This is a genomic window from Chloroflexota bacterium (assembly GCA_026710945.1).
In the GTDB taxonomy this organism is placed as follows: Bacteria; Chloroflexota; UBA11872; order VXOZ01; family VXOZ01; genus VXOZ01.
This window is the reverse complement of the sequence record JAPOQA010000027.1, coordinates 95,621-117,900: the sequence shown is the minus strand read 5'-3', so window position 1 is coordinate 117,900 and position 22,280 is coordinate 95,621. Positions and strand designations below refer to the sequence as shown.

General features: G+C 58.5%; 18 protein-coding genes. 5 read left to right on the top strand and 13 right to left on the bottom strand.

Annotation, left to right across the window (positions count from 1 at the left end; all coding sequences use genetic code 11):
* The first annotated feature begins 124 nt into the window (after positions 1–124).
* Positions 125–1,717 (top strand): sulfatase-like hydrolase/transferase, encoded by a 1,593-nt coding sequence (locus OXE05_05355; GenBank protein ID MCY4436745.1) that lies wholly within the window; start codon positions 125–127, stop codon positions 1,715–1,717.
* Positions 1,718–2,401: 684 nt separating this feature from the next.
* On the top strand, positions 2,402–2,530 hold the full coding sequence (locus tag OXE05_05350; GenBank protein MCY4436744.1) for a hypothetical protein: 129 nt from the start codon (positions 2,402–2,404) through the stop codon (positions 2,528–2,530).
* Positions 2,531–2,704: 174 nt separating this feature from the next.
* On the opposite strand, the gene OXE05_05345 is transcribed toward OXE05_05350, so the two are convergent.
* The 11 genes from OXE05_05345 to OXE05_05295 form a co-directional block, all read right to left on the bottom strand.
* Positions 2,705–3,988, bottom strand: a complete 1,284-nt coding sequence (locus OXE05_05345; protein MCY4436743.1) for a DegT/DnrJ/EryC1/StrS family aminotransferase — start codon at positions 3,986–3,988, stop codon at positions 2,705–2,707.
* Between the two features lie 595 nt (positions 3,989–4,583).
* On the bottom strand, positions 4,584–5,573 hold the full coding sequence (locus OXE05_05340; protein MCY4436742.1) for a Gfo/Idh/MocA family oxidoreductase: 990 nt from the start codon (positions 5,571–5,573) through the stop codon (positions 4,584–4,586).
* Between the two features lie 438 nt (positions 5,574–6,011).
* Complete coding sequence (locus OXE05_05335) at positions 6,012–7,406, bottom strand: extracellular solute-binding protein (GenBank protein MCY4436741.1); 1,395 nt, start codon at positions 7,404–7,406, stop codon at positions 6,012–6,014.
* Positions 7,407–8,192: 786 nt separating this feature from the next.
* A complete protein-coding gene (locus OXE05_05330) occupies positions 8,193–9,407 on the bottom strand; it encodes a M14 family zinc carboxypeptidase (GenBank protein MCY4436740.1) in 1,215 nt (404 codons plus the stop codon).
* Between the two features lie 494 nt (positions 9,408–9,901).
* Positions 9,902–10,819 (bottom strand): polysaccharide deacetylase family protein, encoded by a 918-nt coding sequence (locus tag OXE05_05325; protein ID MCY4436739.1) that lies wholly within the window; start codon positions 10,817–10,819, stop codon positions 9,902–9,904.
* Between the two features lie 139 nt (positions 10,820–10,958).
* Positions 10,959–11,780 carry a metal ABC transporter permease gene (locus tag OXE05_05320; GenBank protein MCY4436738.1) on the bottom strand — a complete coding sequence of 274 codons (822 nt, stop codon included), beginning with the start codon at positions 11,778–11,780 and terminating at the stop codon, positions 10,959–10,961.
* Complete coding sequence (locus OXE05_05315; GenBank protein ID MCY4436737.1) at positions 11,781–12,536, bottom strand: metal ABC transporter ATP-binding protein; 756 nt, start codon at positions 12,534–12,536, stop codon at positions 11,781–11,783.
* Complete coding sequence (locus OXE05_05310) at positions 12,533–13,744, bottom strand: metal ABC transporter substrate-binding protein (GenBank protein MCY4436736.1); 1,212 nt, start codon at positions 13,742–13,744, stop codon at positions 12,533–12,535. Before OXE05_05310 ends, OXE05_05315 begins: the two co-directional genes overlap by 4 nt.
* A 99-nt stretch (positions 13,745–13,843) precedes the next feature.
* Positions 13,844–14,662: a hypothetical protein gene (locus OXE05_05305; protein ID MCY4436735.1), complete on the bottom strand. Its 819-nt coding sequence runs from the start codon at positions 14,660–14,662 to the stop codon at positions 13,844–13,846.
* Between the two features lie 74 nt (positions 14,663–14,736).
* Complete coding sequence (locus OXE05_05300) at positions 14,737–15,099, bottom strand: hypothetical protein (GenBank protein MCY4436734.1); 363 nt, start codon at positions 15,097–15,099, stop codon at positions 14,737–14,739.
* Positions 15,100–15,277: 178 nt separating this feature from the next.
* Positions 15,278–16,669, bottom strand: coding sequence for an extracellular solute-binding protein (locus OXE05_05295; protein MCY4436733.1), 1,392 nt, complete (start codon positions 16,667–16,669; stop codon positions 15,278–15,280).
* Positions 16,670–17,154: 485 nt separating this feature from the next.
* Here OXE05_05295 and OXE05_05290 point away from each other — a divergent pair, with 485 nt between their 5' ends.
* Positions 17,155–18,597: an extracellular solute-binding protein gene (locus OXE05_05290; protein ID MCY4436732.1), complete on the top strand. Its 1,443-nt coding sequence runs from the start codon at positions 17,155–17,157 to the stop codon at positions 18,595–18,597.
* A 322-nt stretch (positions 18,598–18,919) separates the two neighbouring features.
* The gene (locus tag OXE05_05285) at positions 18,920–19,672 is read left to right on the top strand and encodes a peptidase E (GenBank protein MCY4436731.1); all 753 of its coding nucleotides are present in this window, start codon (positions 18,920–18,922) and stop codon (positions 19,670–19,672) included.
* Between the two features lie 54 nt (positions 19,673–19,726).
* On the opposite strand, the gene OXE05_05280 is transcribed toward OXE05_05285, so the two are convergent.
* Positions 19,727–20,005, bottom strand: a complete 279-nt coding sequence (locus tag OXE05_05280; protein MCY4436730.1) for a hypothetical protein — start codon at positions 20,003–20,005, stop codon at positions 19,727–19,729.
* Between the two features lie 200 nt (positions 20,006–20,205).
* Between OXE05_05280 and OXE05_05275 the strand changes: the two genes are divergently transcribed.
* Complete coding sequence (locus tag OXE05_05275) at positions 20,206–21,555, top strand: extracellular solute-binding protein (protein ID MCY4436729.1); 1,350 nt, start codon at positions 20,206–20,208, stop codon at positions 21,553–21,555.
* Between the two features lie 115 nt (positions 21,556–21,670).
* On the opposite strand, the gene rpsO is transcribed toward OXE05_05275, so the two are convergent.
* Positions 21,671–21,937, bottom strand: a complete 267-nt coding sequence (gene rpsO / locus OXE05_05270) for a 30S ribosomal protein S15 (GenBank protein ID MCY4436728.1) — start codon at positions 21,935–21,937, stop codon at positions 21,671–21,673.
* Positions 21,938–22,280: the final 343 nt, after the last annotated feature.

Genomic DNA, 22,280 nt, shown 5'->3' with positions numbered 1-22,280 from the left:
AAGAGGTATATACTCATTACGAAGGCAGTTCCCAGAAGACCCAAGGGCCTGAATTCGAAAAATAAGGCCCCCGTTGGCTCCCAAGCAAGATTTGTTGCAATCCAATAAGTAAAGGAGCACCTCCATGAGCGACCAACCGAACTTTCTCATCATCCTCACCGACCAGATGCGCGGCGACAACATGCGCTGCGCCTGGCGCGACTGGCGAGGCGACACGCCCCTGCAGACCCCCAATCTCGATCGCCTCGCGGCCGGCGGCGCGCTCCTCACTCGCGCTTATGTCAATAACCCGCTTTGCATGCCCTCGCGCTCCACGTTGCTCACCGGCCTGACTCCCCGCGGGCACAACGTGCGCACCAACGGCATTGACCTGGATCCCGCCTTTCCCACCGTCACCGGCACGCTCGCGGACGTTGGCTACCGCACCCACAGCATTGGCAAGATCCACGTGCGCGTGGCCGGCGAACCCATCGGCGTGGACCCGGAGACCCTGGACCCCCTCGATTTTCCCGAGACCCGCTGGATGTGGCGCAACCGCAAAGTCTCGTCGCTGCCCACGCCCTACTACGGTTTCGCGAGCACGGAGTTGACCATCGGCCACGGGCCCGGCAATTTCGACAATCACTACCTGTGGCTGGAACGCGAACATCCGGACGTCCTTCCACATTGGAACCGCCAGGCCTCAACGCCTGCTGCCAGCGGTGCCGAGCAGTCCTACCGCATCAACGTGCCGCCGGAATACCATTACAACACCTGGATCGCCGACCGCAGCATTGCGTATCTGCAGGATGCCGCCGCGCGCGAGCAGCCCTTCATGCTGTGGGCCTCGTTCCCCGATCCGCACCATCCCTATGCCGCGCCGGATCCCTGGTTCTCCATGTACGACCGTGATTCAATCCCCGTGCCTACGCGGCGAGACAATGAACTCGACGACCTGCCGCCGCACATGCGCCTCATGTACGAGACCGACCAATGGACGTCCGGCCGGCGATTCGCCACCAAGATGCCGGACGAGCACATGCGCGAGATCATGGCCATCACCTTTGGCATGGTGTCGTTCATTGACGAGCAGGTCGGACGAATAATGGACTCTCTCGAAGAACTAGGTCTTGCAGATAACACCGTCGTCGTCTTTACCGCCGATCACGGCGACCTGCTGGGCGACCACTGGCTGCTGAATAAAGGGCCCTTCCACTTCGACGGCATGCTGAATATCCCCTCGATCTGGCGCTGGCCAGCGCGGTTCCCGGCGGGTCAAGTATCCCGGAGCCTCGTGTCGCACTTGGATATTCCAACCACGCTACTCGACCTCGCGGGAGTGGAAGCGCCGGAATATGGTCCGCCGTTTATGAAAGGTGTGCCCCAGCCGGAAGCGGAGCGGCAGATGTCACCCTTGCCAGGGAAGTCGCTCGCGCCGCTGCTTACGGGAGGGGCGGAATCCGTGCAGGACGCCATCGTCATCGAGAACGACGAGGACTATATCGGGCTGCGCCTGCGCTCCCTGGTCACTGACACGCATCAACTCACCGTCTACGTGGGCGATGACGGCGAACAGGAGTACGGTGAACTCTTCGATACGCACAACGACCCCGGCCAACTGCAAAACCTGTGGCACGACCCCTCAGTCGAAAGCCTGAAGCAAGAGCTCAAGGCGCGCCTCATGGAGGAACTGATCCGCACCGACAACCGGATGCCGAGACGGCAAAGCCATGCGTAATTCTCATGGTCTTTACTGTCTTGACGAGCAACTGCTACAATTGCAAAAGCGGCTGTGGCCGCCGCACCTACGACATTGAGTGTCCCGCAATACATGCCACCCGACCACTGGATACTCTAAGAGGGTTTTTTTAAAGGTGTTGTCTACACGAGTAACGTTCGCCCTGAGCTTGTTGAAGGGCAGTTCATGCTTCCACAGGGACTTCGCGCAGCCCTCAGCACGAATGGTTTTCATGGGCTTTGCGTACACCCCCTAAGGGCAAGTCTATAACCTGCAAGCCGCTCAGGAATCCTTACCGTCTCTCATGAGAGAATACTTGACTAAGCGCATCCCAGAGATCCTTGCCCTCACTGTCAAGAGGGTAGTGATTGCACTTCGTTGTACGTACCCCGAAGAGAAAGAGACGGCGTATTCTCTGGAATTGAGAATGAGCGGCAGAGTGCGCTACGCCGTGCGCCGCGATTTGATCCTTGCCGATGGGTCAAACGCAGTGCTGTACCAACTGGAAAGTGATGTCCGAAACCCGGAAATGCATTGAGGCCCGTGCTAGTCGGAAACATTGTGAATTACCGCTTGGCTAGCATTGAATACGGGTCCCGCATTGGGTATCAAATATCAAGCAAAATGCTACAAGAGACACGAGACGGAGCGAGCGGAGCGCGCCCGGCGGAAGGGAGGCGCACAGTGGCGGAGAGCTATGTGATGCTTACGTTGCGGTTCTTCCAAGAAGAGGGTCAGTGGGTCGGTGACTGCGAGGAATTGGGTGTCGCTCACTATGGCGAAACCCTTGATGAGGTGCACGGATTGCCGTAGCTCTGAGTGGTAGTAGAAATGGGGCAAGCAATCGGTACACCGTGGCGCATGAGACAGAGCGCAGGCCCAAGGGCCTGCGCTCTTTTCTTACGATGTCACTGATCCTTCCGGCAAGGTCCCCACTCACAGTCACTGTGATGGAATTTGCTGAGGATCCGATACGAGTCTCCCGACCTATACCCGATAGTAATCCGCCACCTTTGCGAACATCGTCGCCATGTCCTCGATGTCCTCGGTGGAGTGCTTATCGGTCCACGTCCAGCGGACGGTGGTGTCCACGTGCTCCTTGGCCTGGGGGCACATGTCGGCGCTGTATTCGATGTCTTTGGCAAATTCGTTCATCGGATGGTCCCACGGCCAGCCGGACCTGCCGGCCACGTGCGCCTTGGCTTGCATGAAGACATGGCTATCGGGCACGAGATAGTACGGCGCGGGGCCGGCGCCCGGCGTGAGGCCTTCAGCCAAAAGCGCTTCCGAAAACTCCCAGATAGAGCACCGGAACTGATCGAGATCGAGACGCACGTGGTAGAGCCAGTGAATATGGTCGCTTCCTGGAGGAGTGAATGGCGGCGTAAGACCGTCAATCTCATCAATGAGAGAGTTTAGGTGGGCAGCTCCCTGCCGCCGCCGCTCGTTCTGCTCCTCGAGCACCCCAAGCTCGGCCAACGCCAGTCCCGCCTGGAACTGACCGAAGCGATAGTTCAGGCCGAACGATTCGTGCTTGCGACCGTAGTTCGGGTGCGAAACGGCGCCGCGCGTGAGCGCAAAGCTCCGCACACGATCGGCGACTTCCTCGCTGTCCGTGGTAACAGCCCCGCCATGGTCCGCCGTTAAGTGCTTTTCCGCATCAAATGAAAAGCCGCCGACGTCGCCCAGCGAACCTGCTTTTCCCTTCACGTTCTGTCCTGAATAATTCGCCAGCGGCGCTTGGCAGACATCTTCTACGACGGTGATGTTCTTGCTCTTCCCCAGCGCCACAATCTCTTCCATTGGGCAGAGCAGACCGTAGAAGTGAACGGCAACGATGACTGCCGTGCGCGGCGACAGCACCTTCGCGATGGTCTCCGCCGTTACGTTGCCCGTGCGTATGTCCACGTCGGGGAAGATTGGGATTGCCCCCTGGGCAATGATGCCGGCGATTGTGCCGAAGTCGGTGATGGGGCTGACGACGATTTCGTCGCCCGGGCCGGCGTCCAAGCCAGCATAGAGGGAGTGGAGCGCGGCCGTGCAATTCGCAATGGAAACGCAGTATTTCGTGCCGGTGGCCTCGGCAAACGCCTCCTCGAAGCGGCTGATCATGTTGCTGGAAACGCCGCCGTCCAACACCGCGCGCACGTTGTCGTAGGCGCTCTCCGGCACATAGCGAGGAAAGACTTGCAGCAGCGGGTTATCCGACCCCCGCACCGGCGTACCTCCCTGGATGGCCAGACTCACGTCCGCAGGACTCTTGATAGCCATGAAACGCTCCTTTCCAAGTTGATTTATTGGATTATACACAGTTATGCGATAAGAGACACGGACTTCAAGGCCTGTGAAATCGCATTCTTAGCGCAACCGGCTCATGCGCAAGCCTAAGCGCCCTGTATTGTCACTCCTGGTTCGATGCTTCGACAGGCCTGTACTGAGCTTGTCGAAGTGCTTAGGAATGGCATGCTCACCACAGACGGAGAGAGCCAAATCTCGCCATGAAAGGAAAAGCCGCTCACCGTTCGGCCTGAGCCTTTAGGCCCGCCCACACCAGAACCTACTCTACCGTTCGGCCTGAGCCTTTAGGCCCGCCCACACCAGAACCTACTCTACCGTTCGGCCTGAGCCTTTAGGCCCGCCCACACCAGAACCTACTCTACCGTTCGGCCTGAGCCTGTCGAAGGCCAACCCACCACTGTGCAGAGACTCTCCTTTCAAAACAGTGAGAGCTTATCCGCCGTTCGGCCTGAGCCTGTCCTCCGTTCGGCCTGAGCCTGTCGAAGGCCATCCTAACCCACTGCTTGGCTCCCAGAGCCCGTCATTGATGAATTTCCACTACCCCGGCATTTGGAAAGAGAGCAAGAGACTAGATTTGTGGGATCGCTACCAACGCGTCCGCCTCTGCCGCCGCCTTGGCAGTGAGCGCCACCTGCATGGACTGCAACGCGCTCGCGGTGTCCACCAGTGGCTCATGACCGGAGCAGGCCTTAATCGCGAAATCGGCGAATACGTTTTGCGCGCTGGGCAAATCTGTCACCTGCCCCGCATGGTCGCTATTGTAGAGAATCACCTCGCCCTTGGCCGTAATCTCCACCTGCCCATCGGTGCCTACCACCTTCATACGACAGTCCATACCCGCAAACGCCGGGCTCACCAGGCGGTGGTGCTCCATGATGGCGGTCGCGTTCCGCTCTTGCAGGAAGTAGAGTTGACCGGCATTGCGGTAGTATGGATCGTCGGGCCGGGCGAAGTTGGACTCCCGTGCCAGCACGTGTGTGTATTCCAGACCCGTAATCCAGCGGAGGGCGTCGATGTCGTGAATGAGCAGATCGGGAATTGGGCCGCCGGAGAGCCGCTCGTCGAAGAACCATGGGGCGCGCTGCTCGCGCTTCTCCAAGGCTGAGCGCAGGCCGTAGCTCTGCACGACGTCGCCAATAGCGCCGCTGCGCACGATCTCGTGCAGCTTCGCGTAACCGGGCGTCCCCCGCAGTGTAAAGAGCTGCCCAACCTTGCGGTCCGGATGCTGTTTCACTAATGCTGCGGTGGCGTCAAGCTCTTTCTGTGTGATCATCAAGGGCTTGTCGGCCGTGACGTGCAGTCCCGCATTCAACGCGTCAATCACGACCCGTCCCTGCTCGACGGGAATCAGGCAGACCGCCGCCACGTCGAGTTGCTCCCGGGCAAACATCGTCGTGTGGTCGTCGTAAATTCGCGCGCCGTATTTTTTCTCCAGCTCACCGGCGCGAGCGCCTGCTTGGGCAACCGCCACGAGCTCAATCTCATCCGATTCATCAATGCCCGCAATCACGTGCGGCACGTGCTGCTCTACGCCAACCAAGCCAACTCTGTACGCCATTGGCTACCGCTATCCTTTCGTTAAGCTTAGAGTTACCGATTGCAAATTCAACCGTTCAATGGAGAACACTGCCTAAACCGAGGCTTTCAATGAATTAGATGGTACCGCACGCGTGACTCCTGTGCACGGATGCGCCCAGCTAAGATTCACCTTGGCCTTCGCTCACTGTCAACGCTACAGCACGGCGAGCCCTGCTCCTATCCTTGTCGCTGCCCATGTAGAGGCACGACATGTCGTGCCCCAACCGCAATAGTTTGCTCCACGGGGGCGACTCCCAGTGAAACCACTAGGGATTCCAGAGAATCGGTGGGTTTCTCCGCATCCTTCAATTATTGAGTGGCGCGGGTTCCCAACCTGCGTCCGTCTCACCATAGACAGAGAGGGACACGATCTCTCGTGTCCCTCTCTGTCTTCAACGCCTACGGCAAGAGCCTAAAGCTAGCAGATGCAGCCACCCTCTTCCAGGGCAACCGTAGCTACTTGTTGCAACTCGTCCTGGACATCTTGGACGGTGCGTGCGCCGTCCTCGATGTCTTTCCAGCCCTGACTCCAAGCGCCATTGACCTCAGATTGCTTCACAATCTGCTTGGCGCCCTCGCTGAGCTCCGCCATCTGGGCGTAGACATTGGCATCCTCGTAGGGCCACAGGGTCACCGGGCTCTGCTTGCGGCTGGCCGTGTAGCGGCGGCCGCCGAGCTGAGCAATCTGCTGGTCGGACTCCGGACCAACGAGAATCTTATAGAGTTCCCAGGCCAGATCCGCTTGTGGCGCCGATGAACTCAGATAGTTCGCGTTCAACGCCTGAATGGTGGTGCGTCCGCCGGGACCCTCGGGCAGCAGCGTGTGCCCAATGTTGAAGGGATTATCCTTGGACATGATGTTCGCTTGGAAGCTGCGCGTATTGGCGCCGCTTGCCAGGCGCGACGAGAGGGTTTCTTCTTCGAATGAAGCCGCAGCGTCGTTCTCACGCGGCGTACTGATGCGCGGCGAAACTTCGTGCTTCGTGACCAGGTCCTGTGCGGCCTGCACCGCAGCCGCGAATTCTGGCGTGGTCATCGTCGCCGCGCTGATGTCGGCGTTCCACCAGTCCGCGCCCCAGGCCTTCAGGTGATGCCCGAACCAGCCGGTGGAATGGTAGGCGTAGAAGAAGCCCCAGCGCGTGGTGTTTGCGCCTTCCTTCTTGGTGAGCTTCTGCGCAAACTCAAGCGCAGCGTCCCACGTCCACTTGCCGTCCGCCGCCAGCTCGGCCGGCGAGGTGAGACCGGCTTCAGTTGCCTGGTCTGCGTTGTACCAAAATTCCTTGCCCTGGTTGAACCAGGCAATGCCGTAGATCTGACCGGCGATCTTCTCCAGCGCGTGATCGTAGAAGTCATCGCGGGACACGTCACCGTCTTTCGCGATGAACGGGTCCAGCGGCTGGATCATCTCGTTCTGCGCAAACTGGCTGATATAAGAGAAGTGGCCGTAGTACATGTCAATGGGCACATTGCCCGCAAACGAACTCACGGCCTTCTCGATGAGCACGCCAAAACCACCGGTTACGGCATCCACCTGCAGCTCAGCTTCAGGGAACTGAGCTCGGAAATTATCGAAAATCTGACCGAAATTCTCCTCCCACACTGCTTGCGCGGTGGTGTAGTGCAGGTAGACGATCTTTTTCGGCTCCATGGCCTTGGTCTCTTCTGCCGGCTTGGCCTCTTCCTCCGCTGCCGCCGGGGCTTCGCCCTCGGCCGGCATCGCAGTTACGGCCTGCCCGCACGCGGCCGCGAGCAAACCGGCGCCAGCCACCAAGCTACCGCCGAGCAATGTTCGTCGAGTTACTCTTGCTTTCACGTATTCTTCCTCCAGGTAAATCTATGCAAATTCATCGTCTTCCCTCTCAAAGTACCGGCGCCGCCAGCCGCAAACGTCTTCCTGTTCGCGCCCATCTCATAGTCCAACTGAAACGCTCAAAGCAAGCCTGTTGACAGCATCGCGGGAGCATTCTCTATCAAAGCGTATCTCCTGATGCAAACGCTGTCGCTCATCCTCCTTTCACCTTAGTTTCCGGCTTGAACGTTGATGCACAAGCCGCTAACAGCGTTTTCACCACCGAATGCTCCACAAGGTCGGCGACCATCATTGGAAGCAGTATACCAGCTTGGCAAGCGCAAGCAAGCAGCGAGTATCGCGAGGAAGCCGCCAAGTCAATCTAGACCGTAGTAAAAGCTGCAAATGTAATAAGGGTGTCAAAAGCGTGAGTTTACATTTACCGCATTTCACTGTATGCTCATCCTAATCTGATTGAAATGCCATAGTAATCGCCATATGGCCTCACAATCAGAAAACTGACTATACACGCGCTTGCAAGTTGCCGAAGCACTCGCTATGAAACGTCTCGCGGCACACCTTGGGATCGCCCTGCTCCTGCTACCCGGAAAGCCTAACCTCCGCATATTTTCCAGGCTAATTTGAGGGTGACTCATCTCAAAAGGTGGTGCGCGGCTGCATTGGGGACGATCAGCGATGGCTAGTTGCTAGTTTGGGCAGAATCCTGATCCCAATTCTTGATGAGCACGACGGCTAGCCCTGAAACCCAAGACGCGTCACTCCTCAAACAATGTTACGACCAAGGCCCCTTCACCCAATTTCTCGCCAGGTGGGTTCGCCGCTGGCGATGGCGATGCCTTCCGCTGCGGCGTAGAGGTAGCGTTCGGCCCACGATGTGGTGGCTTGAAGGTCGTAGTTCCACGACTGCACGGCGTAGAACATGCAATGGTGATGGAGCCGGGCGAGATTGGGCGTGAAGAACGCCGCCGGTTTCCACCATTGGCCGATGGGACGGTGGTCGTTGTGGTCGCCCAGCCGCTGGCGCATGACGGCATTGAATCGCTCAACGTACTCCGGGTCCGTTTCCGGCGGATAGATGTCCGCCATGCCGGGATTGAGCAAGTGCACCTTGCGCACGCCCAGGTGATCTTCCTCTCCCGGGGGAATCGTGCGGTAGTGGGCATGGAATTCGAGATAGGCTTGGGTTGGCGCCAGCCCGACGTAGTCCGCCAAGGCCTTGCTTTCCACCGGGCACGGCTCGCCGGAAACCGCGGCCTTGTAACCGCCGGCCACCACCTCGCCGCTGCCGTTGAGCAAGCTGTGCCCCTCCGCCGCGCCATCGGGATTGATCATCGGCACCAAACTCACCTGGTAGTTATCCAAGAGCCAGCGCGAGTCCGTGAGATCGACCGTGAGCCGCCGCGCCAATTCCACCAGTCTTTCCGCCACCGGCTCCGCGCCCTGGGAGGTGCCCGCCACCACGATGCGCTTGTCCCGTGGCGCAGTCTCCAGCGCCCAAATCTTGCGCCCTTTCGCCGTCTCGGCCAAGACGCGCGTCGACCAGACGTGACTTTCCGTGCGCATGAGCGCCTCGAGTTGCTTCTCCAATTCCGACGGCGCAATGAACGGCATGCTGCCCAACACCACCGATTCGCCTTCACAGAGCGAGAGCGTGATGAGCACGTCACTGGTGTCCGGCACGTTGGTGGCGTTTTCCAAAGGAATTGGCTCCCAGCCGCCGCTGCGCTTGACAAAGCCGCCGAACTGGATGTACCAACCACCCAGCTCTTTGTCTGTATGCACGTGAATGCGCAGCGCGGGCGTCTCCCGGTGCGCCGTGACGCGCACGCTGTAGCGATACTGCGTGGGTACGCCCTTAAAGTGTTCGTCGAAACCGGTGGGCTTGGGGTCGACGCGGGTATAGAGATGCACGGTCCCGTCTTCGGCCAGGGATACGTCTTCCGCCGCGGCCGCCTCGAACTCCGTGTCAAAAGTCACGCCAATCTCGTCAATCGTCTTTCTCACGGGTCATTCTCCTTAGCTTTACGCGCGAATACTCCTATGGTCTTGTCTCTGCCGTGGGGTTAGTTCTCACTCTTGGGCCGAGCCATTTGGTAAGAGTATGGCACGTAGGGGCACGACATGTCGTGCCCCTACGCTGGCGCACCTGGTAGAAGCTGACTTTCCTCGCTCAGATTCAATCTCCGAATGGCGTAACTGCCCGCCGCTCGCAAAGGACTCGCTTGACACCGGAGCGGAGGACAAGCCCCAAATGATGTCGCACTAAAGTAGCGCGGGGGCTTGCCCCCCGCCAAAGGCGAAAAGTAACAGGCACGCAAAGTATTGACCTTGCAGGAACGCAGGTTGCAAACCTGCGCTACCGGGAACCTGCGCTACCGGGGATGTGAAGCGCGTTGTCTGTCGCCATCATGCTTTAGTGCGACAGCATGGAGACAAGCCCCCGCGCTACTATGATCTATCGAATGGAGGATGCCGCACTTCCTGCCGTGATTCGGCAACTATGCGACATTCGGCACGACGTGTTCGTAAACCTCGTCATTCGTGGCGACCCAGCAGCCGCCGGGCTTTGCGAGTGCATAGGGCAACACCGTTTCCAGTACGTCGCAGTGGGGGTCCCTGGCGGCCAGAACGGGCGGATGGTACGTCATGGTCAGCACCTGACCGTTGGCGTGGGCGTGGTCGATGCCGTGCTTGAGCAGGTTGATGAATTCCCAGCGGTCCAGGTCCAGATAGCGGAACCCCCAAATATCGGTTATGCCCGTGGGCGGGAGCTCAGGCAGGCCGTTGGGATAGCGGTACGGCTGCAGCGAGTCGAGACTCTCGCGCATGGCCATTTCTAATCGCTCTCGCGGGGGTCGCTTGCGCGTGGGGTCGACCGGAAAACGAAAGTGCGAAGAAGCGTAGCCAAAGCCCTCATCTTTCAATAGCTCCTGCACCGCAGGCACGCTGTGCAAGCCGTCAACGAACCCGCCCGGCGTGCGAAATCCCACTGGATTCACGCCCAATACCTCCCGCATGGCGCTGCTGGTCTGGCGTAGCTCGTCGCGGATGCACGTGAGCGCGGTACGGCCGTGGGCCCGCCACGGTGCTGAGGCATACGTCACCTGGAGCTGTGGGATCTCTTGCGCCCGCACATTAACATGAGAATACGTATGGTTGCCGAGCGCGTGACTGGCGTCAACGGCCTGCTTTAGGTAGTCGAGGTCGGGGTCTTCCAATGCGCTGCCCACCAGGAAGTAGTGTAGCTTGACGCCGTAATTCGCCGCCACCGCGTTCAGCTTCTGGATATATTGCTTGCAGTCAGCATCGATGGCGCCCTTGCGATGGTCCCACACCGACGTCCAATACGGAAAATTGGTGCACATCTCCACGTCGAAGGTCAGGCTAAGGCAAAACTGTGCGCCGTTCGGGTACATGAGAGCTTCCTCTATTCTCGAATACTCTTGATACGTGGCACTGCGGGCGGACGAATGCCGCTGACGTCTTCAAACACGCCGCATTCCTGTCGCTGCAGATCCCAATGTGCCACACCTACAGCAATTCACCATGCAGATGTTACCGTGCTTTTTTCACCGCCACCACAACCGCAAAAATCACCGTAGCAACCAGCGCCATCGCAGGCCCGGACGGCAGGTTGTAGTGGTAGGAAAGGTAAAGCCCGGACACAGCCGAGGTCAATCCCAAGAGCGACCCAGTGAACATCGCTTTTGGGAAATTGCGCACCAGCAGGAACGACGTGGCCGCCGGAGTGATAAGCATCGCCAACACAAGCACGATACCCACCGCCTGGATGGCCAGCACGATCACGACCGCCAGCAGTGCCAAGAGCAGGTAATCCAGCGCCTGCGTGGGCAGGCCGATGACCGTAGCCCCCGCCGGGTCGAAGCTGGCAAAGACCAGTTCTTTATGGAGCAGATAGAGGACTGCCAGTACCAGCACGGCCAGTACCAGCGTCAAGAGCACGTCCTGGGTGGTTACGCCCAGCACCTGTCCCAGCAGAATGTCTTCCAGGCTTACGCGCAGACCCCGGGTGAAGGACAACATGACTACACCCAAGGCAAAGAGGCCGGCGAAGAGTATGCCTACAGAGGTATCGGCGCTGATACCGGCGCGTCGAATGAGGTAGCCGCTGAGCAGCGCCACCACGATGCCCATGGGCATCGCTCCCAAAAACGGATTGACGCCAATTACGAACGCCGCCACCATGCCGGGCAATACGGCGTGGGAGAGCGCGTCGCCCATAAACCCCAGGCCCTTGGTCACGACGTAGGCGCCCAGCATGGGGCACATTACCCCCACAAGCACCGAAACAATCAGCGCCCGCAGCATGAAGCCGTACTGAAAGGGAGCAATGAAGATGTCGGCAAGGACATCCATTTAGCGCTGCTCGCCCTCGTAGGCCCGGTAGATATCCACCGAGCGGTACAACTCGTCCATGACTTTCGGCACCAGCACTTCCGACGTGAGCCCGCAGGCGATGACTTGGCGGTTGAGGCAGAGGCAATCATCGGTCAACCGCCGGATGTAGCTGATGTTATGGGACGCGAGGAGAATGGTCTTCCCCGCGTCCCGCATCTCCTGCAGCACCAGAGTCATGACCTCTTGGGAGGTAAAATCCACTCCCCGAAAGGCTTCATCCAGAATCAGCACCTGCACATCCTGCGCCAGGGCGCGGGCGACGAATACTCGTTGCTGCTGCCCGCCGGAGAGTTCCGCAATCAGGGCATCGCGCCTGTCCCACATCCAAACTTGGTTGAGGGCGTCCTCCACGGCTTGCTTGTCGGCACTCCCTGGCCGGCGAAACCACCCGATCTGGCGCGTTCGGCCCAGCATCACCATGTCCCACACGGTCATGGGCAGATCCCAGTTGATGTTCTGGCGCTGCGGCACGAACGCAACCTGCCCCCGCGACTCGCCTATCGACTTACCACCAATGCGCACCCGGCCCTCCCTGGCAGGGATCAGCCCGGTGAGCGTATTGAAGAGCGTGCTCTTGCCGGCGCCATTGGGGCCAATGACGCCCATGATGCGGGAATTCCCCGCGGCGAAGCTGATGTTATGCAACACTCGCGCCTCGCCGCGGTCCACGCAGAGACCCTCGACGGTGAGCGGTAGCTCAGCGGCGGCCGTCACTTGAGCGCCTCGACGACGAGCGTGACGTTGAACTTCACCATTTCGATGTACGTAGCAGCGCCGCTGCCTTCGGGCCCGAGCGAATCCGAGTAGAGCCGCACGAGCGTCGCGCCGGCCTCATTCGCCAATGCGCTTGCCAGGCGCTCATGGGCAGTCGTCTCGCCAAATACTGCCTGCAAGTTCCGCTCCCGCATCAGCTCGACTAAGCCCGCCAAGTGCTCCGCCGACGGTTCGACATCTTCGGCAACCGACAGGATTATGCCCAGGACCTCGAAATCGTACCGATCCGCAAAGTAGCGGTAGTAGTCGTGAGAACCGAGGATCAGTCGTCGCTCGGGCGGCACCATGCCGACCTGTTCCAACGTCCAGTCGTCAAGCGCTTGGAGCTCTTCCTTGTAGGCGGCGGCTCTGGCGCGGAACTCGTCAGCATGCGCCGGATCCATTTCCGCGAAGCGCTCGGCAATCGCGTCGATGGCGATCATGACACGGAGCGGATCGAACCAGAAGTGCGGGTTGTGCGCCCCGTGGTCGTGCCCATGCTCGTCTTCTTCGTCGTCAGCATGGCCGTTTTCTTCGTCGTCGTGGCCCTCATCCTCATCGTCAGCGTGGCCCTCTTCGTCCTCGTCGTGGCCATCATCTTCGTCGTCAGCATGGCCGTTGTCGTCTTCGTCGTGGCCTTCTTCTTCGTCATCAGCGTGGCCGTCTTCGTCGTGGCCTTCGTCTTCGTCATCAGCGTGGTCGTCTTCGTCTTCGTCGTCCGCGTGGCCGCCCTCATCCTCCGAATCGTTCAGAATGGGGTCGACGAGATCGCCCAAGGTCAGCACAATTGACGAATCCCGCGCCACGTTGTGCAAGAGCTCATCGAGCCAGAAGCCTTCCATGCCCAGTCCGATGGCAATAATCAAATCGGCTTCTGCAATCTTGGCCGCGTCGCGGGGGCCGGGTTGGAATCCGTGCGGGTCCACGTCGGTCGGTATGAGGCTGGCTACTTCCACGCGGTCGCCGCCGACTGCCTTTGCCCAGTCCGCAAGAACATTCGTGACGGCAATCACGCGAATCGCCGGCGCCTCGGACAGCGCGGGCTCAACGTCCGGGTCGTCGCCCCCGCATGCGGAGGCAACAACGAGCACAAGGATTGCAATCGCTGTCCACAGGCTGCGCCATGTGCCGGGAAATTGGGATTTGCGACGGCCGGTCTCTCGTCTCATCTGCCTCAAACTCCTTTGTTCTTTGGCGATGTACCACGCCAACCTGTGCGCGGAAACAACTGACTAAAGCGCGGGTACGCGTCCTTTTACGTCGATTACTTAACGCTGCGCCACCGCTACCGCCTTGCAGGCTTCGATGAACTGGTCGTAGCCGACTGTATCGCCCACCGCTTGTTGGAAGTACTTGAGCGCCGACCGGGTCATGAGCCGCTCAGCAAACGTATCCGGATACTCCACTGCCAACGTCGCTTCGCGGATGAGAAAGACTTTGTATCCATACCCAAGCATGGGTTGTGTGCCGCCGGCGGAGCCCAGGATGCACATGTTCGCCGCGAAGCCCGTGTAGATCAGGTTCTTGATGCCCTTGCTGCGGCAGATGCGGTCGAACTGAGCGCTGGTGAGGATCACCTGATCGCCGGGCTCAGCGTCGCATGATTGGATGATACGCAATTGCTCCCAGCCATCCCAGTCACGGTACCCGGCGCCATGGGAGCGTTCCGCGCGTTCCAGGTTCCAACCCGGATTGGCTTCCGGCGGCCGCGCGGGACTGGGCGGCGGGGTCGTGTCTTCCTCTTCCAACATGTAGTGGACGGAGTCGTACTTCATGGCGATGTTCCCCGGCTCCACGTGGAAGATTTGCATGCCTGCCGCGCGCGCTGCCGCAATCGCCGGGCGAATATAGTTGTCTGCAATCCGCACCGACTCCAACTGGCCTTCAGTGATGCCCATGTCCACAAAGTAGTCTTCCGGTACAGCGGGCCCGTTTACGTCTCCCACATTCCACAGGTGGAGCGCCACAAAGCCGGTCTCCGCCGGATTGAGGTCAAATGCATCTTCGACCCAGCCGGCATCACGCGCATTCGGCGTAGACCAGTGCGTTCCCAATATGCGCAAGGCTACCGTAGTTTCAGTTGCCACAGCATTCATCCTCCGTAACTAATGGCGAGTTTTCTTGAATGTTAGGGGAGGTAAACCTGCCCCACGTAGGCGGCTCACGGTAGAAGCACTTGCAAGACGGCAAGGACGCCGGCCGCCCCTACAACGAGCGCGCCCAAGCGCAGCGTCAGACGCAATTCCAAGTCTTTCAGGTCGGCTTTCGTCGTTTGCGCCAACGCTTGCAGATGCATATCTAATGCTTGTATGCGAATATCTAACGCTTGAATTTCGGCTTTGGTCATTTGCGCTAGGTCTTGCAGATCGGCTTTGGTCATTTGCGCTAGGTCTTGCAGATCGGCTTTGGTTGCTAGCGCCTCGTGCGATTCGCCGACCGCGCCAATTAGGGCCTCAGCTTGTGTTTCGTTGAAGCCGGCAGCTGTGAGCGTCTTTACCGCCTTATGGGTATCGAATACAGCCATCGGTCGCCTTTCATGCTGCGTGCGCATAGTCACAACACGCACGTTCCGTTGCGAGACACCACGCCACCGCTCTCACACTATGTACATAATACTGTATAGGGGCACGACATGTCGTGCCCCTACTCCCGTCAATCCTCAATTGTCGTAGCCGCCGATTACACATCGGCAACCAAGAACGCTAGCAGAGGCAGCCGCCCTCGCGGAGCGCGTTTTCCGCAACCTGCTGCATCTCTTCCTGGACCTCTTGGACCGTCTTGGTCTCTAGCTCCAAGGCTTCCCAGTTCTCGGTCCATGCTGCGTTGACGTCAGACTGCTTCACAACCTGGCGCTGTTCCACGCTGATCTCGGCAGAGCGCGCGTAGACTTCCGGATCCTCATAGTCATAGACCGTGAAGCCCTGGAAGTTCTTGTTCGACACGTAGCGTCCGCCGCCCAGCGGCACGATGAAGCTCTGGCCTTCCTGGCTCAGCCAGAATTTATAGAAGTCCCACGCGCCATCGGGATTCTCCGATGAGCTGGAGATCCAGTTCGCGTTGATGGACTGCACCACCTGGCGCCCGGCCGGGCCCTTCGGCAGCATTTCCATCTCCACCGTGAACGGTTCCTCCTGGGACATGATCTGCTCTTCGATCGTACGCGTGCCGTACGATCCCCAGGTGCGGCCCGCCAGCAGTTGCGTGTTAAAGTCCGGCGCAACGTCGTTCTCACTGGGGGCGGCCCGACTCGGCATCACGCGGTGCTTCGTCACCAGGTCCGCGGCAAACTGCGTGCCTTCGGCGAACTCTTGTGTGAGCATGGACGGTGCGGAAAAGTCTTCATTCCACCACGTCGCGCCATACGCCATCAAGTGGATCCAGTGCCAACCAAATGAGTAGGAGGGCGTCCAGAAACCCCACTGCGTGACGTTGTTGCCCTCTTGCGTGGTCAGCTTCTTTGCGCCTTCCAGCAACGTATCCCAGGTCCACGTGCCCTCGGCCTCATGCTCCTTGGGGGTCTTGAGGCCGGCCTCGGCGTAGAGATCGGCGTTGTACCAATACTCTTTGCCGTTGGTGAACCAGGCAATGCTGTATACCTGGCCCTGGATGCGCTCCGTCGCCCAGACGTGGTAGTCGTCCTTGCTGACCTCAGCGTCCGCCGACAAGAACGGCTCCAGGGACTGGATCATTTCCGCCGTCGCGAACTGGCTGATGTAGGAAAAGTGGCCGTAGTACACGTCGTAGGATATGCCACCGGCAAACGACGCCAAGGCTTTATCGATGGTTTCCGCAAAACAGCAAACCGTCGGGTCGACTTGCAGGTCGTACTCCGGATACCGCTCGCGGAACGTATCAAAGAAAGCGCCAAACGACTCGTCCCACACCGCTTGATTCGTGGTGACGTGCAGGTACTTGACGATCTTCTGCTCAGCGGCTGCCGGCGCCTCGGTTGTCTTCTCTTCTTCAGGTGCATCGGCTGCTGCAGGTGCATCGGCAGGCGCCATCGTCGCCTGACCGCAGGCCGCGAGCAGCAGGCCGGTACCGGCTACCGCACTGCTACCAAGCAATTTCCGTCGTGTCAATTCTCCACGCATGATTTGTCTCCTCACGACTGCTATCTCTGTCTTAAGCTTACCCGCGGGCGGTATACCCTCAAGCTTTAGCCCAGTGTCATTTCGCAAACCAATCAGCACCCTCTCGCACGCTATTCATTGCTTAGGAGCCCCTACCCGCACATGAGAGCGCTCTTTCCTGCTGAGCGTCTATGCTATGAACTCCTCCTTTTGCTTTGAACCCTCAGCGTACGCACCATTCGCTCGCCAAATAGGCAAGAACTGCAAGGTAGTTATAGCATGTTTTCAAGCGCTTGTCATCCATGTTTTGGCAGGATCGACGGACAAGCTTTCTGCTCAAAATGCCTGGCTAAAAGCGCCGCAGCTTGAAACGCTGGAGATGTACCTCCCCTAGCATACTTGACAGACGACAGCAACCGCTTTAGAATTGCTGCTGCTATCAGGGGTGGCACTGGCAAGTATTATTGCCAGTAGTGCGTGTTGACAAGAAGTAAGGAGGTAGCGCAATGCTCGATAGCAAGTCTCTATCCCGACGTCGCCTACTCGCAGGATCGGCCATGCTGGGGGCAACGTCCATTGTCTTCGCCGCTTGCGGAGGCGCAGCGCCGGCGGACTCTGGCTCAATGGAAGAAGCCAAGGCTGAGCCGGAAGCGAAAGAAGCGGCGCCGGCCCAAGAAGCCGAGAGTGTAAACATCGTCACCTTCTTGAAGGTGCCGACCGAGCTCGAAGCCGAATTCATGCAGAATATGGCCGATCCCTATGTTGCCGAGAACCCGGGGACGAGTATTGAGCTCGTTTCGCAGGTCGGCGGTACAGCAGACCGTGTCGCAAAAATCAAGACCATGCAGGCTGGCGGCATCCCGCCGGACATCTCCGAGTTCCCGCGCCGCGCTTTTGCGCAGGTGATGCAGGACCTCGCCCAATCCATGGACGATCTGGTAAAGGCACGAGGTCTTGACCTAAGTGTCTACAACCCGAATCTCCTCGAGCGCGACGCCATGTTCCAGGGGCAAGTCTACTTGCTGCCCATGGGCCACGGCGGCAACGCCCACGTCGTCATGATCAATCCCGACTACTTTGAGGCAGCGGGTCTCGACTATCCGTCAGCCGACGTGGAAAACTCATGGACCTGGGACGAGTGGCTTGAAGTGATGGTCAAGCTGCGTGAGTTCGAGGGCGACCAGGTAAGCCAGTGGGCTATGGGCAACCACGCCCACGACTGGTGCTCCTGGCAACTGCTCTGGGGTGACGAATGTAGCTGGGTGTCGCAAGACCTCACAACGGCGACCTGCGATTCGGAAGCGATGATCGACTGCTACACGAGTTTCTTCGATCTCGTGCACAAGCACAAGGTCATTCCGCCGCAGGCCGATCGCAACAACACCTATTTCGGCGGGCAGAATCCCTTCCTGACCGGTCAGGTGCCGTTGATGATCTCCGCGCCGCGCAGTTTGCCGCTCACGTATGCCGACCAGGCGCTGGAGCAGGGCATTGACTTCGTGATGGCGCCGATGCCTCGCGTGGAACGGTCCACACCGGACGCCAACCAGCACAAGCTTGGACTGGTTTACGGCAGCGAGAAGCGTGAAGCGGCCTTTGACTACATGGTCTTCCTCCTCGACAAAGGGCGCTTGGGCAAGTTTGTACGCCGAATCCCGGCCTGGATTCCTGAGATCGAGCCGTTCATCGATGAAGCCTTCCAGGGTTACAGCAACCCCCGCATCTCGGTGGCACAGGATGCTCTCGCCACGGCCGTTCCCCAGTGGAACGTTGGCTCGTTGCCCACGAGCGGTCAGGTTACCACGCTGCTCAACGACATTGGCGATAATCAGCTCTGGACCGGCAATCAGGACGCGGCGACCTTCCTCAAGGAAATCCAGCCGACCATGCAGGCCATCGTTGACGACGGCCTCAAGATCATCCGCGAGAAGCTCGGTTCTTGGCCGTAAACCGACTACGGTGTTAAGTCACTGTAGATTGCTGACTATAAGCCTTCTTGGCTAAAAAGTCGGAAAGAGACGGTGGCGGGTCGAGAGATTCGTCGCTGTCTCACTATTTAAGCGACTGCATTGAAACGGCCAACCTACTGTAGGCCAGTGTTCCTTTGCATCTCATGATCGGTCAGCACTACATAGCAAGAGTGCTTAGCTTAGGATGGCAGAATTGTGCCCTGCACTTCCGTAGGGGCGACCGAAGGAATGGACACCCGGGCCAACTAATCGGGCGGCGGCAATGCTGAGTTTTGGGGCCCCGAAGAGAGAGTAATTGTAAATGGGCAAGATTGTCGCCATAGGCGGCGGAGAGATGGCCGAACGCGAAACTCTTGTCATCGATCAGGAGATTGTGACACTAACGGGCAAGTCCGGCCCCAAGGCGTTGTTCATTCCTACTGCAAGCCGAGACTCTCCCAATTACTGGCGATCTTTTCAAGAAGTGTATGGTCAAGAACTTGGATGCGAAACCGACGTCCTCTTCCTGCTCGGCATGAGTCCAACCAAGGAGGAGCTCGAACAAAAGATTCTCTCAGCCGACTTAGTGTATGTCGGTGGTGGGGTCGCGCTAAAGATGATGAAACGCTGGCGGAGGCTGGGAGTAGACTCGGTCTTGGAAGAGGCCCACAGGAGAGGGATCGTGCTGTCGGGAGTGAGTGCAGGGTGTATATCCTGGTTCAGCTGGGGTCACAGCGCCTCTATGGCCTACTATGATTCAGACAACTGGCGGTATATGAGAGTAAGAGGCATGGGATTGATCGACGCCCTCGTCTGTCCGTACTTCGATGGCGAGACCGACGGCGTTGAGAGAAGACAGTCTTTTGAAGAAATGGTGCAAAAGCACTCGGATGTGGGAATTGCCATCGAGGACAACTGCGCCATCGAGGTCGTCGACGAAATGTACAGGGTAATCACGTCAAGAGCGGGGGCTAAGGCTTTCAAACTCTCTAATCGGCGCGGGAAGCTCTCAATTAGGCCAATCGAACAGAGGGAGGAGTACGAGTCAATCACCCTTTTGCTCCAACCGGAGTGACCGTGCGAGTGCTGGTGGCTACCCAATACGACAACGGGAACGTGCGTTGATTACCTAAGAGATTACCAGCCGCTGGGAGCCGCTCTTGGGTACTCGCTTGATTTCGCCTCGCGCCTCCAAGTCGAGCTTTACCGTGGTCACGTACCAGGAGATCGATCCGGCAAAGCTGCCTTCCAGCCTTCTGCGCACTTCTGCAGCTAAATCCTTGAAAGTCATCATGCCGTTGTCTTGGAGCGACTGGAGAATGGCCTCCCGTACAGTGTCGTACTTCTGCTTGTCGATATTCACCCCGGCTTTGCCCGCCGGGTGCAGCGTCACAATCTTCTCTGGCATGCTCCTACTCACTTTCATACAAGCTCTTGCCCGCGAACTAAGCGACAGTCTCTCTACATTGCCGAGAGCTCGAATCCGATTGGCCTTTCAACACTCATATTTAGCGGACTTCATGGCGTACCGCGCACACTGCACGGCCGTTGACGAAAGCGCCTCTTAAATGGTACCGTCTCTAGTAACCGCTTGGTGTGGAGTCAATTGTGAGCAGACTAGAAGCACCTCTCTTTCTCGGCAATTCACTTTCCCGTCGTCATCTCCTTCTTTCCAGTGCCCTGCTGGCTGCTGCGTGCAGCCGTGGCGAGACGTTTGGAAACGAGCAGGAGCCACTGTCTTTACGCCTGGTCTACTGGGGCTACGAACCTGAGCTGCTGCGTTGGAATCTGGAACGCTTCGTCACGCAGTACCCCGGATTGCGCGTGGCGCCGGAGCTCATAGAATCGGACTATTTTCAGGCGGTCAGCCACCTCCTCAATGAAGGGCAGCCAATTGACGCCGTCTACGTGCGGGAGACGGATCTCGCGGCATGGGCGGAAGCCGACTGGCTTGAGCCGCTGGACGGATTCAGCGGTATCAATCAGTATCGTGAAGCCATGGTCCCGCAGGCGGTGGAGGGTATCCAACACAAAGGGGCAAGCTACGGCCTGCCGTACTATACGGAGTGCGCGCTCTGGGTCTACGACGAAGAGATTCTCCAAAGTGCCGGCATTCCGCTCCCACCTGCAACATGGGAGGAAGTAACGGAGCAGGCGCTCGAGATAAAGCGGCGCGGCCTGGTGGATTACCCGATCCGGCTTACGTACCGCTTTCACACCAGCACCAACATTGACTGGTGGTCAATGGTGTATGCACGAGGCGGAACCTTCTTCGATGAATTGCTGAATCCCGTGTTCCACCTCCCGGGTTCCGCCGCGGAGCAGACCCTCTCATGGTTATTGGCCGGCATCTATAGTACCGAAATAATCCACGCCGACGTCCTTGGGAGCAGCTACGAAGCCGCCTTACGCAACCCAACGGCATTTACTATTCAGCCCGGATACAATTTTCTTTTCAACCAACAGGAGGGTAGCAATGCGCCGGGATCCCGCCGCGTTGCCCTATTCCCGGGGAATGATCCCTCTCAAAGCGGTTCGGTCATGTGGACTAGACTCTATGCAATCCCGCGAGCGAGCCGCAACAAAGACGCCGCCTGGGAACTCTTGCAGTACCTCGGCGGACTCGATCGAGAGAACCGCTACTTTACACCGCTCTTCTGGTTTGTGAACCGTTCGCTTGGCAGCGCCTACGAGTCGCTCTATGCGGAACCGCAAGTGCAGAGGCTGGCGGATGAGCGTGGTCTGGAAAACATGAACTCCTACCTGCAGCAGCGACAGGTCTCCCGTACGCACGAAGGGCGGGAAGTACCCTGGTTTCAGACATGGGAGCACTTTTCCCAGCTCGAAATCCAACGCGTGCTCTTACGCCAGGTCTCTCCACGCGAAGCGTTGGAACGGATGGCGGACAAGTTCTACGCGCTGCGCATAGAGTGGAATGACGTTACGAACAATTCCTGAAGTCCAAGCGGAGACTCCCACCAAAGTGCCAAAGAGGCGCCACTCGACCGGGTGCCCAGAATCACAGAAGCGCTACGGAAAACCGTAGCGCTCTTCTTTTTGCAGAAACTGCCGCTCAGCCGCGCAATCCAAGTTCCGCAATGAGTGTGCGGTACTGCGCCGGATTGCGGCGGTGCAGATATCGCATGAGCCGCCGCCGTCGCCCTACCAGCTTGAGCAAACCCATCTCCGAGTGCTTGTCGTGCTTGTTTTCGCCCATGTGGGCCGAAAGTTGCTGGATGCGACTTGTCAGCAAAGCTATCTGGACCTCAGACGAACCCGTGTCGTTACCGTCCCGGCCATACTTGGAGACTATCCCCTGCTTCTGTTCTGTCGTTAGCACGCTGCACTCACCTCATGTCAAAATTTGCGCTTCACAAGCTTATTTCCGAATCCCTATACTCGCACGTTCGCTTTCAAAACGCAATCAAATAGCCCAGATTTATGGCAAATACCATAACAATGGTGCGAGGTCATGCAGTTTATTGGCGCGAGACGTTCGGCGGCAGGTTCGCCAGACATGACTTAACTAGGACGATAGAGTACATTGAAGATTGCAAAGGGTAAGGCAATCCGAGGGGGAAATAATGCAGGGATGCTGCATGAACTAAGACGAACCTGCAGCCAAACATAGACAGTATAGCACAGTGTGTCCGCAGTGGCAAAATCTATCGGGCATCACAGGA